The organism is Stutzerimonas stutzeri (assembly GCF_000935215.1).
Lineage (GTDB): Bacteria > Pseudomonadota > Gammaproteobacteria > Pseudomonadales > Pseudomonadaceae > Stutzerimonas.
The window spans coordinates 1-13,318 of sequence record NZ_JXXD01000182.1 but is presented as its reverse complement, the minus strand read 5'-3'; the positions used below and the strand labels follow the sequence as shown (position 1 = coordinate 13,318).

The 13,318-nt window shown below is 64.9% G+C and carries 10 protein-coding genes and 1 pseudogene; 6 read left to right on the top strand and 5 right to left on the bottom strand.

The genetic code is table 11. The features are described from left to right. Nucleotides 1-232, bottom strand: a 232-nt coding sequence (locus LO50_RS18135) for a maltotransferase domain-containing protein (protein WP_044315877.1), incomplete at its 3' end; no start/stop codon positions are given. A 358-nt stretch (nt 233-590) separates the two neighbouring features. Between LO50_RS18135 and LO50_RS25120 the strand changes: the two genes are divergently transcribed. After that, nucleotides 591-755 carry a hypothetical protein gene (locus LO50_RS25120; protein ID WP_003285031.1) on the top strand — a complete coding sequence of 55 codons (165 nt, stop codon included), beginning with the start codon at nt 591-593 and terminating at the stop codon, nt 753-755. Nucleotides 756-778: 23 nt separating this feature from the next. Here LO50_RS25120 and ligD read toward each other — a convergent pair whose 3' ends face one another. The 4 genes from ligD to LO50_RS18115 form a co-directional block, all read right to left on the bottom strand. Beyond that, the gene (gene ligD / locus LO50_RS18130; RefSeq protein ID WP_052816827.1) at nt 779-1,699 is read right to left on the bottom strand and encodes a non-homologous end-joining DNA ligase; all 921 of its coding nucleotides are present in this window, start codon (nt 1,697-1,699) and stop codon (nt 779-781) included. Nucleotides 1,700-1,711: 12 nt separating this feature from the next. Further along, nucleotides 1,712-2,662: a non-homologous end joining protein Ku gene (ku, locus tag LO50_RS18125; RefSeq protein ID WP_044315876.1), complete on the bottom strand. Its 951-nt coding sequence runs from the start codon at nt 2,660-2,662 to the stop codon at nt 1,712-1,714. Nucleotides 2,663-2,716: 54 nt separating this feature from the next. Continuing rightward, nucleotides 2,717-3,574, bottom strand: a complete 858-nt coding sequence (locus LO50_RS18120; protein WP_044315875.1) for an SDR family oxidoreductase — start codon at nt 3,572-3,574, stop codon at nt 2,717-2,719. A gap of 106 nt (nt 3,575-3,680) precedes the next feature. Further along, a complete protein-coding gene (locus LO50_RS18115) occupies nt 3,681-4,697 on the bottom strand; it encodes a zinc-dependent alcohol dehydrogenase family protein (protein WP_041013760.1) in 1,017 nt (338 codons plus the stop codon). 263 nt (nt 4,698-4,960) lie between these two features. Here LO50_RS18115 and LO50_RS18110 point away from each other — a divergent pair, with 263 nt between their 5' ends. The 5 genes and pseudogenes from LO50_RS18110 to LO50_RS18090 all read left to right on the top strand — a co-directional run bounded on the left by LO50_RS18110 (nt 4,961) and on the right by LO50_RS18090 (nt 13,275). Continuing rightward, nucleotides 4,961-5,878, top strand: coding sequence for a LysR substrate-binding domain-containing protein (locus LO50_RS18110; RefSeq protein ID WP_014820192.1), 918 nt, complete (start codon nt 4,961-4,963; stop codon nt 5,876-5,878). Between the two features lie 313 nt (nt 5,879-6,191). Continuing rightward, nucleotides 6,192-7,422 (top strand): annotated as a pseudogene (gene mexE / locus LO50_RS18105) (multidrug efflux RND transporter periplasmic adaptor subunit MexE). A 97-nt stretch (nt 7,423-7,519) separates the two neighbouring features. Next, complete coding sequence (locus tag LO50_RS18100; RefSeq protein ID WP_044315874.1) at nt 7,520-10,690, top strand: efflux RND transporter permease subunit; 3,171 nt, start codon at nt 7,520-7,522, stop codon at nt 10,688-10,690. Then, nucleotides 10,687-12,135: an efflux transporter outer membrane subunit gene (locus LO50_RS18095; protein WP_044315873.1), complete on the top strand. Its 1,449-nt coding sequence runs from the start codon at nt 10,687-10,689 to the stop codon at nt 12,133-12,135. The genes LO50_RS18100 and LO50_RS18095 overlap by 4 nt, the downstream gene beginning before the upstream one ends. A gap of 147 nt (nt 12,136-12,282) precedes the next feature. Then, nucleotides 12,283-13,275: a TRAP transporter substrate-binding protein gene (locus tag LO50_RS18090; RefSeq protein WP_041013756.1), complete on the top strand. Its 993-nt coding sequence runs from the start codon at nt 12,283-12,285 to the stop codon at nt 13,273-13,275. Nucleotides 13,276-13,318 lie beyond the last annotated feature (43 nt).

The following is a 13,318-nucleotide window of genomic DNA, read 5'->3' as shown; positions in this document are numbered from 1 at the left end:
CCCGCCGCCAGCTGGTTTCGCCTTTCTCACGCCAGCACACGGCGGCGGCCAGCTGGTCGTGGCCGTCGGCGAAAATCTTGCTGGTCACGACCACTGGCTGGCCGATGACCGCCTTGGCGGCAAAGCGCCCCTCATCCAGCACCGGCAAGGTGGATTCGATGGCGATGCGCGGCATCTGCAGGGCTTCTTCGAGTCGAGGGTGAATCGTCGCGGTAGGCTGTGCATCGCTCATCGAACGGGCTCCTGGGGCGCATGGGTTCGGGTTGCTCGAGCCGCCTCTGGACGCGTCATCGTGCGGTTCGGGAGGCGACCGGTACGGTTTTCGTCGGCTCTTTCTTCCGAGCCAAGTGACCCTGGAAAGTTCAGCCCCGGGCGGCCGTTAGCCAGCCCGTCCGGCGACCGGTCGAGCCTGGTGGAGCGCAATACGGCAGTTGCCGGTTTCAAGTCCCCCATGAGTGGGTGCCGAACCCGACCACGCCGACGGTCGCCAGCGCCGCGAGCAGCGACGATTGGCCGGAACCTCGCCTACGTGGGCCGATCAATGCAGAACGGCCGCCAACGCTGAGCTGGCGAACACCAGGAGAACGACGATGACTCACGTGCGACCCGATGTGCCGCAACCCGACCCGATCGTGCATGACAAGCCGGGCGATGTGCCGCAGGTGCCTTGTGCCGAGGAGCTGGACGAACACAAGCCCGGCGCGCCATATGGAAACCAGACCGTGGCGGATACCGACGACCCCCAGACCACCTGATCGCTCGCCGCCACACCGTTGTCTCAACCCTTCTCCAGGCGCTTGAGCAGTGCCTGCGTCAGCCCCTGGCGAACGGCGCCGTAGCGGGCCCACGGGTCGCTGCGTAATGCCCGCAAACGCTCATCCAGGTTGCCGATGTTCCAGCGATCGGCTCTCTCCAGCTGCGCCAGCTCCTCACGCTCGACAGGCACGGATACCGCCAGCCCCGGACGCGCCCTGACCGAATAGGCGGCAACGGTGCTCGCCCCGCGCTGGTTGCGCAGGTAGTCGACGAAAATTCGCCCGACCCGATTCTGCGGGCCCATCTTGTCGACGATCAGCTCCGGCGCCTCGCGCGCCAGCCGCTCGGTGACCGAGCGAGCGAACTGCCGGGCCAGGTCCCAGTCGTGCCGACGATCGAGCGGCATCACGACATGCATGCCGCGGCCTCCGCTGGTCTTGAGGAAGGCCTGCAATCCCAGGTCGTCCAGCAGCCGCAGCGTCAGCTCGGTCGCCTCCACCATGCTCGACCAGGGCAACGCGGGATCGGGGTCGAGATCGAAAATGACTCGATCGGGCCGCTCGACGCGGTCACTGCGCGCGTTCCAGGTGTGGAACTCGACGGTACCCATCTGCACGGCCTCGATGACCGCGGTGATGTTGTCCGCCTGGATCAGCCGCGCATGCTCGGGATCGAGGTTTTTCGGCAGTGCGCGCATGTGCGGCATCTTCAGCCGACCGCAATGGCGTTGGAAAAAGCTTTCGCCGTCGACGCCTTCAGGTGCACGAACGATGGACAGTGGCCTGCCAGCCAATTGCGGCACCAATCGGTCGGCGACCGCCAGGTAGTACTCGGCCAGCGCAAGCTTGGTCGCGCCACTGGCCTTGTCGATCACTCGCTGTGGATTGCTGATGCCGACGCCGCCCACCAGCGGGCGGCCGGCGCTCTTGCGCTGCTCTGGCATGGGCTACCCCGATCAGCTCGCCTTTTTGCTGGATTTGCTGCCCGCCGCTGGCGCCTTGCGCGTGCGCGAAGCCGCCGAGGAAGATTTGCTCGTTTTGGCCTTGCTCGCAGTCTTGGGCTTGGCCGGCGCCTTTTCCTCCTCCTCGTGGTCGTCCTCTTTGCTGACCTTGCCTGGCTTGGCAGCGAGGCTGCGTTTGAGCAGTTCGGTAAGGTCGATGACATCCGCCGAACGACGATCCACCGCTTCCTCCGGCCCGCCGACCGCTTCCAGCTTGCCTTCGCGGGCCTTCTTCTCCACCAGCTCCATGATCTGGTCCTGGAAGGTGTCCTTGTACTGTTCCGGCTTCCATTTCTCGGTCATGTCCTCGACCAGCCGCTTGGCCATGTCCAGCTCACGCTCGGCCAGGTCCGGATCGAGCGCTTCGTCCTTCAGCTCCAGGTATTCGACCCCGCGCACCTCGTCGGCCCAGCGCAGGGTGTTCATCACCAGCGCCTTGCCCAGCGGCATTACCACCGCCAGGTGCTGCTTGTTGCGCAGCACCACGTTGGCGATGCCGACCTTGCCGGTCTGGATCAGCGTCTCGCGCAGCAAGGCATAGACCTTTTCGCCGCGGCGGTCCGGCGTCAGGTAGTACGGCGTGTCGATGTAGAGAAAGGAAATGTCCTTGGCATCGACGAAAGCGACGATATCCACGGTCTGGGTCGCCTCGGGGTGCGCGCCTTTGATCTCGTCATCGCTGATCACCACGTAGTGACCCTTCTCGTACTCCACGCCCTTGACGATGTTCTCGCTGTCGATGTCTTCGCCGGTGGTCTTGTTGATGCGCTTGTAGCCGACCCGGTCCATGCTGCGTTTGTCCAGCCAGTCGAAATCGATGCCCTGGCGGGTGGTGGCCGGTACCAGCGCCACCGGGATGTGTACCAGTCCGAAACTGACTGCGCCTTTCCAGATTGTGCGTGGCATGGTCGTTCTCCAAGCGTTGATGTGGCCGAGCCAATTCGTTGGCCCGGCAATGGGTCAGCCGTTGACCACGGTGCCGCCGTTGACGTGGATCACCTGGCCGCTCACGTAGGCTGCATCGCTGCTGGCCAGGTAGACATACGCTGGCGCCACTTCATCGGGCTGGCCGGGGCGCTTCATCGGCGTGTTGGAGCCGAATTCGGCGACCTCGTCGGCATCGAAGGTCGACGGAATCAACGGTGTCCAGATCGGCCCGGGCGCGACGCCGTTGACGCGGATGCCGCGCTCGGCGAGGTTCATCGACAGCGAACGGGTGAAGGCCGTGATTGCGCCCTTGGTGGCCGAATAGTCCAGCAGTTGCGGGCTGCCCTTGTAGGCGGTAACCGAGGTGGTGTTGATGATCGAAGCGCCCTTGCCGAGATGCGGTAGCGCCGCCTTGGTCATCTGAAACATGCCGAAGATGTTGGTGCGGAAGGTCTTCTCCCACTGCTCTTCGCTGATGTCCTCGAGCTTTTCCTGCGGGTGCTGCTCGGCGGCGTTGTTGACCAGGATGTCGAGCTTGCCGAACGCGGCGAGGGTTTCGTCGATGACCTTGCGGCAGACGTCGCGATCGGCCACGTCACCGGCGAAGGTCAGGCAGCGACGGCCGTACTGTTCGACCACAGTGCGGGTTTCGTCGGCGTCCTGATGCTGGTCGAGGTAAAGAATTGCCACGTCGGCGCCCTCACGGGCGTAGAGCACGGCCACCGAGCGGCCGATGCCGCTGTCACCACCGGTGATGATCGCCACCTTGCCTTCGAGCTTGCCCGCCGCCTTGTAGTCTTCGCCGCGGTATTCCGGGCGCGGGTTCATCAGCCCTTCCTTGCCGGGCTCGGGCTGCTCCTGCGGCGGTAGGGTCTGATTGTCTTCAGCCATGGAAAATCCTCCGTCAAGGTTATGAGCCTGTCTTCGGAGGACTTGAACGGCGCGAGGAAAGTTTCTACGGGGCGATGAGAGGGCCCTGTACAGGGCCCTCGGAGGGTCAGTTCAGCGTCAGCACGACGCGGCCGCGGGGTACGCCGCTTTCGACATACTGGTGGGCTTCGACTGCCTGCTCGAACGGGAACTGGCGGTCGAGCTGCGGCCAGATCAGCCGATCCACGGTGAGCTGGTTGATATGCTGCAGCGCACGCTCCACGGCTTCACGGTTCTGCTCGATGCCCAGCTCCGGCTGCCCGGTGAAGTCGCACAGGCAGTGCAGGAAGAACTTGAAGTTCTTCTTGAAGGCCGCACACACCGGCAGGGCCGTTTCGTTGCCGCCGTTCATGCCATAGAGGATCAGCTTGCCCAGTGGCGCCATGACGTCGCCGAGCAGTTTCATCTGCGAACCGCCACAGGCATCCAGCACCACGTCGACGCCGCGGCCTTCGGTCACCTTCTGCAGGCGGCCGACCAGGTCTTCCTCTTCGGTGACGATCACCGTCTCCGCGCCCAGCTCGCGCAGGTAGTCACGGTCCTCGCTGGTGTCGCAGGTGGCGATCACCCGGCCGCCCAACGCCTTGGCCAGCTGTACGGCTGCCGGCCCGGTGCAGTGAGCCGCCTGGTTGATCAGCACGTACTGGCCGGGTTCCAGCTGGGCCAGTTCGACCAGCGCGAAATAGCTGACCAGCATCGGCGTGTAGTGGATCGCCGCCTCACTGGCGCTGAGCATGTCCGGGTAACGCACCAGCGCCTGCTGCGGCAACAGCGCATGCTCGGCGTAGAGCGGATACTGATTGAGATCGTGGGCCGGGAAGCCGGCAACATGATCGCCGACACTGAAGCCCTGAACGCCCTCACCCACCGCCAGCACCTCGCCCGCCACCTCGCTGCCGAGCCCGGCAGGCAGACGCGCGTGTCGTGGCGCGAGGTCCTGGCGCCAGAGCACGTCATTCCAGCTGACGCCGATGGCGCGCACGCCAATCAGCACCTCGCCTGGGCCGGCAACCGGCATTGCGCGTTCCTCGTGGCGCAACACGTCGGCCGGGCCGAACTGATGAAAACGGATGATGCGGGACATTTCGACCCCTCACTTACTACTGTGCGAACGGACTCTATCGTCAGTATCGTCACAACTCCAGTGAACGGCGTGGATTCCCATCGATAGTTCCCATGCGCAGTAATGATGGAACTACGTATGTATGCTTGCCGGCGCATTGCAGCTTTGTGCATTTCGAAAGCGGGATCGGGCATGCCGTTGGCAGCCGAAGCTGTCTAGAATGCAGACCACCCTCCAGAGCCGGACGCCTCTTGGTCCGGCTGCAGGCTCGACGTGAACCAGGTATGAATCGCAACGACCTTCGCCGTGTTGACCTCAATCTGCTGATCGTCTTCGAAACGCTGATGCACGAGCGCAGCGTGACCCGCGCAGCGGAAAAGCTGTTTCTCGGCCAGCCGGCGATCAGTGCCGCCCTGGCACGACTGCGCACGCTGTTCGACGATCCGCTCTTCGTCCGTACCGGCCGCAGCATGGAGCCGACCGCCCGCGCGCTGGAGATCGCCCAGCTGCTTTCACCGGCGCTGGACTCGATCTCCACCGCCGTTAGCCGCGCCTCGACCTTCGACCCGGCGACCAGCACCCAGGTGTTTCGCATCGGCCTGACCGATGAAGTCGAGTTCGCCCTGCTACCGCCGCTGCTGCGCCGCCTGCGCGCCGAAGCGCCGGACGTGGTGCTGGTGGTGCGCCGCGCCAACTATCTGTTGATGCCCGGCCTGCTGGCGTCCGGTGAGATATCGGTGGGCGTCTGCTACACCGAGGAGCTGCCGGCCAATGCCAAACGCAAGGTACTGCGCCGGCCCAAACCGATGCTGCTGCGCGCCGACAGCATTCCCGGCCGGCTGAGCATGGAGGACTACTGCAGCCGTCCGCATGCGATGGTCTCCTTTGCCGGCGATCTCAACGGCTATATCGACGAGGAACTGGCGCTGCACGGCTGCAAGCGCAAGGTGGTCCTGGCGGTGCCGCAGTTCAACGGCCTGGCCAGCCTGCTTGCCGGCACCGACATCATCGCCACCGTCCCCGACTACGCCGCCGCGGCGCTGGCGGCCAACGGCGGCGTGCGCGCCGAACCGCTGCCGTTTCAGACCAGCCAGGATTTCGAGCTGTCCATGGCTTGGCGCGGCGCCCAGGACAACGACCCCGCCGAGCGCTGGCTGCGTTCGCGCATCCAGATGTTCGTCGGCGATCCGGATAGTCTCTGACAGGCCCGACGCCCGGGGCTTCGCGGCGCGTGCCGGGTAGATAGGCCTGCTCCCGCCAGTGATGCGCTGACCGGTTTTTCGTGGCCTCGAGCGTGGTCGCTGGGGAATGCCGCGTCGAGGCTTCGGCGGCGGCAGGTTCATTCGCGGCCAATACCGCTCCCACGCATAGGTGAGCAATATCCTCGCGCTGCGCTGATAACGAATGCGCAACCATCACCGCCAATGATATTCACCTTCGCCTCGTTCGATTTTTGCTGAACGGCTTGACCACGCAGACTCCTGCCATCAACAAATCCGACTTGCGGAGTCAAGCATGGAACGTTCGTTCAACGCCTTGCGTTTTCCCCTTATCGCCCTGACGGTGCTGATCACCGCCGCTTGTGGCAAGGCACCGGAGGCCACCCAGTCGGGCATGCCGCCGCCCGCCGTCAGCGTCGCGGAAGTCATCGAGCAGCAGGTGACCGAGTGGGACGAACTCACTGGCCGCCTGGAAGCGCCGGAGTCGGTGGAGATTCGCCCGCGCGTGTCCGGTTTCATCGACAAGGTGGCCTTCGAAGAAGGCGCGCTGGTGAAGAAAGGCGACCTGCTTGTTCCAGATCGACCCGCGCCCGTTCCAGGCTGAGGTCAAGCGCCTGCAGGCGCAACTGCAACAGGCTCGCGCCAACCAGCAACGCACCGTCGCCGAAGCCGAACGCGGCGAGCGCCTGCGCAAGAAGAACGCGATTTCCGACGAGCTCGCCGACGCCCGCGTCAGTGCCGCCAGCGAAGCCCGCTCGGCAACCGCGGCGATTCAGGCGCAACTGGACCGCGCGCAGCTGGATCTCTCCTTCACCCGCGTGACCGCGCCCATCGACGGCCGCGTCGGCCGGGCGCTGATCACCGCCGGCAACCTGGTCAACGCCGGCGAGGCGCTGCTGACCACGCTGGTCTCCACCGACAAGGTCTATGCCTATTTCGAGGCTGATGAGCGTACCTACCTCAAGTACCGCGAGCTGGCGCGCAACGGCGACCGTGGCGAGGCGACCCCGGTCTACCTCGGCCTGTCCAGCGAGGACGGTCACCCGCACCTGGGCCACATGGACTTCGTCGACAACCAGGTCGACCCGCGCACCGGCACCATCCGCGGTCGCGCCGTGTTCGACAACCGTGACGGCAGCTTCACCCCCGGCCTGTATGCACGCCTGAAGCTGGTCGGCAGCGCGACCTACGACGCCGTGCTGATCAAGGACGTCGCCGTCGGTACGGATCTGGGCAAGAAGTTCGTCCTGGTACTGGCCGAAGACGGCACTGTCGCCTACCGCCCGGTCGAGCTCGGTCCCAAGCTGGAAGGGTTGCGCATCGTCCGCAGCGGTCTGGCCAAGGGCGAAAGCATCGTGGTCAACGGCCTGCAGCGCGTGCGCCCGGGCAGCCAGGTGCAGCCGGAGTCGGTACCGATGGCCGACGCGGAGACCCTGGCCACCCTGCGCCAGCAGAACCGCGCGATCAGCGAGGCGATGAAACCGCAGGTCGTCGAGCGCAGCCTGGCTCAGCGCCCAAGCAGCTGAATACCTCCCAGAACTGACCTGAACTCCGGCGCGCCTGCCGCGCCAATCCGATCGATCCGCCAGGGCGCCAGACGCGCGCCCTACCCCGGAGTGCGCCATGAATTTCTCGCAATTCTTCATCAAGCGGCCGATCTTCGCCGCCGTGCTGTCGCTGGTGATCCTCATCGGCGGGGCCATCTCGCTGTTCCAGCTGCCGATCAGCGAATACCCCGAAGTCGTCCCGCCCACCGTGGTGGTACGCGCCAACTTCCCCGGCGCCAACCCCAAGGTGATTGGCGAAACCGTCGCATCCCCGCTGGAGCAGGCCATCACCGGCGTCGAGGGCATGCTCTACATGTCGTCCCAGGCGACCGCCGACGGCAAGCTGACCCTGACCATCACCTTTGGCCTGGGCACTGATCTGGACAACGCCCAGGTGCAGGTGCAGAACCGCGTCACGCGCACCATGCCGACCTTGCCCACCGAGGTGCAGCGCCTCGGCGTGACCGTGGACAAGGCGTCGCCGGACCTGACCATGGTGGTGCACCTGACCTCGCCGGATCAGCGCTACGACATGCTCTACCTGTCCAACTACGCCGCACTCAACGTCAAGGACGAGCTGGCGCGGCTGGATGGCATCGGCGATGTGCAGCTGTTCGGCATGGGCGATTACTCCCTGCGCGTCTGGCTCGACCCGGAGAAGGTCGCCTCGCGCAACCTCACCGCATCGGACGTGGTCAACGCGATTCGCGAGCAGAACCGCCAGGTCGCTGCAGGTTCTCTGGGCGCACCGCCGGCACCAGGCGCGACGGACTTTCAACTGTCGATCAACACCCAGGGCCGCCTGGTCACCGAGGAGGAATTCGAGAACATCATCATCCGCGCGGGTGAAGATGGCTCGATCACCCGCCTGCGGGACATCGCCCGTGTCGAGCTGGGCTCCAGCCAGTACGCGTTGCGTTCGCTGCTGAACAACCAGCCCGCCGTCGCCATTCCGGTATTCCAGCGCCCGGGTTCGAACGCCATCGAAATCTCCGATTCGGTACGGGCACGCATGGCAGAGCTGAAACGCGACTTCCCGGAAGGCGTGGACTACGAGATCGTCTACGACCCGACCATCTTCGTGCGCGGCTCCATCGAAGCGGTGGTGCACACTCTGCTCGAGGCCATCGTGCTGGTGGTGCTGGTGGTGATCCTCTTCCTGCAGACCTGGCGCGCCTCGATCATTCCACTGGCCGCGGTGCCGGTATCGCTGATCGGCACCTTCGCGGTCATGCACCTGCTCGGCTTCTCGCTCAACGCTCTGTCACTGTTCGGCCTGGTGCTGGCCATCGGCATCGTGGTGGACGACGCCATCGTCGTGGTGGAAAACGTCGAGCGCAACATCGGCCTCGGCAAGTCGCCGGAGGAAGCGACCCGTCAGGCCATGAAGGAAGTGACCGGGCCGATCATCGCCACGGCGCTGGTGCTCTGCGCGGTATTCATCCCGACTGCATTCATTTCCGGCCTCACCGGGCAGTTCTACCAGCAGTTTGCGCTGACCATCGCCATTTCCACGGTGATCTCGGCCTTCAACTCGCTGACCCTGTCGCCGGCACTGGCCGCCGCACTCCTCAGGTCGCACGACGCACCAAAGGACGGCTTCTCGCGTCTGCTCGATCGAATTTTTGGTGGCTGGCTGTTCGCGCCGTGCAACCGCATGTTCGACCGCGCCAGCCACGGCTACGTCGGCCTGGTGCGGCACATCCTGCGCGGCAGCGGCATTGCGCTGGTGGTCTATGTCGGGCTGGTCGGCCTCGGCTACATGGGCTTCGCCAGCACGCCGACCGGTTTCGTGCCACCGCAGGACAAGCAGTACCTGGTCGCCTTCGCCCAGCTGCCGGACGCCGCCACGCTGGACCGCACCGAGGACGTGATCAAGCGCATGTCGGAAATCGCCGGCAAGCACCCGGGCGTGGAGAACACCGTGGCCTTCCCGGGTTTGTCGATCAACGGCTTCACCAATAGCCCGAACAGCGGCATCGTATTCACCCCACTCAAGCCCTTCGATGAGCGCAAGGACCCGTCGCTCTCGGCGAACGCCATCGCGGCGGACCTCAACGGTCAGTTCGCGCAGATCCAGGACGCCTTTATCGCCATCTTCCCGCCGCCACCCGTACAGGGCCTGGGCACCATCGGCGGTTTCCGCGTGCAGGTGCAGGACCGCGGCAACCTCGGCTACGAGGAGCTGTACAGCCAGGTGCAGAACGTCATCGCCAAGAGCGCGGACTATCCGGAGCTGGCCGGCCTGTTCACCAGCTATCAGGTGAACGTGCCGCAGGTGGATGCCGACATCGACCGCGAGAAGGCCAAGACCCATGGCGTGCCGATCGACGAGATCTTCGACACCATGCAGGTTTACCTCGGCTCGCTGTATGCCAACGACTTCAACCGCTTCGGCCGCACCTATCAGGTCAACGTCCAGGCCGATCAGAAGTTCCGCCTCGCACCCGAGCAGATCGGCCAGCTGAAGGTACGCAACAACCGCGGCGAGATGGTCCCGCTGTCGACCTTCGTCAACGTCACGGACAGCGCCGGCCCTGATCGGGTGATGCACTACAACGGCTTCCTCACCGCCGAGATCAACGGCGCAGCTGCACCGGGCTACAGCTCCGGTCAGGCCGAGGCCGCGATGGAGCGCCTGCTCAAGGCTGAATTGCCGAATGGCATGAGCTACGAATGGACCGAACTGACCTATCAGCAGATCCTCGCCGGCAACACCGCGATATTCGTTTTCCCGCTCTGCGTGCTGCTGGCCTTCCTGGTGCTGGCCGCGCAATACGAGAGCTGGAGCCTGCCGCTGGCGGTGATCCTGATCGTGCCGATGACGCTGCTCTCGGCGATCACCGGGGTGATCCTGGCCGGCAGCGACAACAACGTGTTCACCCAGATCGGCCTGATCGTGCTGGTGGGTCTGGCGTGCAAGAACGCCATCCTCATCGTCGAGTTCGCCAAGGACAAACAGGAAGAAGGCATGGACCGGCTGGCCGCGATCCTCGAAGCCTGCCGCCTGCGTCTGCGGCCGATCCTGATGACCAGCTTCGCCTTCATCATGGGCGTGGTGCCGCTGGTGCTTTCCAGCGGGGCCGGTGCCGAGATGCGTCATGCCATGGGCGTCGCGGTGTTCAGCGGCATGCTCGGCGTCACCTTCTTCGGCCTGCTGCTGACCCCGGTGTTCTATCTGGTGATTCGTGCCTTCGTCGAGAAACGCGAAGCCCGCAAAGCGGTTTACAAGGAGGCCCGCGCATGAAGTTCTTCGCCCTTTCCCTGCTCACTCTGGCACTGAGCGCCTGTGCTGTAGGCCCCGATTACCGGGCACCGCAGCCGGAACCGGCGCGTATCGACAGCGCTTCGGCTGGCGAATACGACCACTCACACTTCGAAGCGGCCTGGTGGCAGCAGTTCGACGACCCGACGCTGGACGCCCTGGTCGGCGAAGCGCTGGCCGAGAACCGCGAACTGCGCATCGCCTATGCCCGCCTACGGGCGGCACGGGCTATTCGCGATGACGTCAGCAATGATCGTCTGCCCACCGTCACCGCGGGCGCCAGCGCCGATATCGGCAAGGCCCAGCAACCCGGCGTGACCGAACAGCGTGTGAATGCCGAACGCTACGACCTCGGGCTGGACATGGCCTGGGAGCTGGACCTGTTCGGCCGCATCCAGCGCCGCCTGGAATCCAGCGAGGCGCAGGCCGATGCCGTCGAGGCCGAGCTCTACCAGCTGCAGGTCAGCCTGATTGCCGAGCTGGTGGATGCCTACGGTCAGCTGCGCGGTGCCCAGCTGCGTGAGCGCATCGCCCGCGACAACCTGGCCAACCAGCGCAATTCCCATGAGCTGACCGAACAGCTTCGCGAAGCGGGCGTCGGCAGCGAGCTCGACGTTCTGCGCGCCGATGCCCGTCTGGCGGCCACCGAAGCCAGCCTGCCGCAGCTCAGGGCGCAGCAGGCGCGTGCGCGCAACCGCATCGCTACCCTGCTCGGCCAGCGAGCCGATCAGCTCAGCGTCGACCTCTCGCCCCGCGAGCTGCCGGCAATCGCCAAGTCGCTACCGATTGGCGATCCCGGCGAGCTGCTGCGCCGGCGCCCGGACATTCGTGCAGCCGAGCGTCAGCTGGCTGCGGCCACTGCCGATGTCGGCGTGGCGACGGCCGACCTGTTTCCGCGGGTGAGTCTGTCGGGCTTTCTCGGCTTCGTTGCCGGGCGCGGCTCGCAGATCGGTTCCAGCGCGGCGCGGGCCTGGGGCGTGGCGCCGAGCATCAGCTGGGCAGCGTTCGACCTCGGCAGCGTGCGGGCGCGCCTGCGGGGTGCCGAAGCCGACGCCGATGCGGCACTGGCCAGCTATGAGCAACAGGTCCTTCTGGCACTGGAAGAGTCGGAAAATGCCTTCAGCGATTACGCCTTCGTCCAGCAACGCCTTCTCTCATTGTTGCGGCAGTCCACCGCCAGTCGTGCCGCTGCACAACAGGCGGAAATCCGCTACCGCGAAGGCACCGCGGACTTCCTCGTGCTATTGGACGCTGAACGCGAGCGCCTTGCCGCCGAAGACGCCCAGGCGCAGGCCGAGGTCGAGCTCTATCGAGGGGTGGTCGCCGTGTACAAAGCGCTTGGCGGCGGATGGGAGGTGACCGGCCAGTCTCATCAAGCCAGTACCACGGTGATGGCCCCAGCGGAGGGACGCCAGGCAAAACTGTGACACGGTGCCGCTCCCGCCGGGTTGGTTGGGGAAAGCGCTTTCAGTCGTCACCTATCTTTGGCATAAGGAGCGGCTGAAAGCCTAGAAGCGTCCTCGCGGTCGGTCCGCCTGGATGCACTGCCAACCAACCAGAATAAAGAGTCTTTCATGAAGCCGATCATTACCCTTGCCGGGCTTGTGCTGGCGGTCACCAGCGCATTCGCCCAGGCGGAGCCCATCGTCATCAAGTTTTCTCACGTAGTGGCCGAAGACACGCCCAAGGGCAAGGGTGCGCTGATGTTCAAACGCCTGGCCGAAGAGCGCCTGCCCGGCCAGGTAAGCGTTGAGGTCTATCCGAATTCGACGCTGTTCGGTGATGCCACGGAGCTGGAGGCATTGCGCAACAACGAAGTGCAGCTGCTGGCACCGTCACTGGCGAAGTTCGAGCAATACACCAAGCAGCTGCAGGTATTCGACCTGCCCTTCCTATTCGACGATATCGACGCGGTAAACCGCTTCCAGAAGCGCACCAAGGGCAAGCAGCTGCTGCGCTCGATGGAAGACCAGAACATCACCGGCCTGGCCTACTGGCACAACGGCATGAAGCAGCTCTCGGCGACCCGCATGCTACGCCTGCCGAGCGATGCCTCGGGGCTGAGCTTCCGCATTCAACCGTCGGCCGTGCTCGAGGCGCAGTTCGGTGCTGTCGGCGCATCGACCCAGAAGATCGCCTTCGCCGATGTCTACGACGCCCTGCGTACCGGCACCGTACAGGGCGCGGAGAATCCCTGGTCGAACATCTACAGCAAGAAGATGCATACCGTGCAGCCGTACATCATCGAGAGCGACCACGGTGTGCTCGATTACATGGTGGTCAGCAACACCCGTTTCTGGATGGGCATGCCGCACAAGATCCGTTTCGAGCTGGAAGCCATCCTCGACGAAGTGAGTTACATGGTGAACCGCGAGGCCGAGGAGCTTAATCAGGCCGACCGCGAGCGCATTCGCCAGGCGGGAACGACCGAGATCGTCAGCCTGACCCCGGAAGAGCGCGAGCGCTGGCGCGAAGCGATGCGTCCGGTTTGGCAACAGTTCGAACCGGTGATCGGCGCGGACATCATCAAGGCAGCCCAGACCGTCAATCGCAAGCAGCGCAATTGACCGCCGAAAGCGACGCCGCATAAAACGCAAAAGCCCCGCCGAT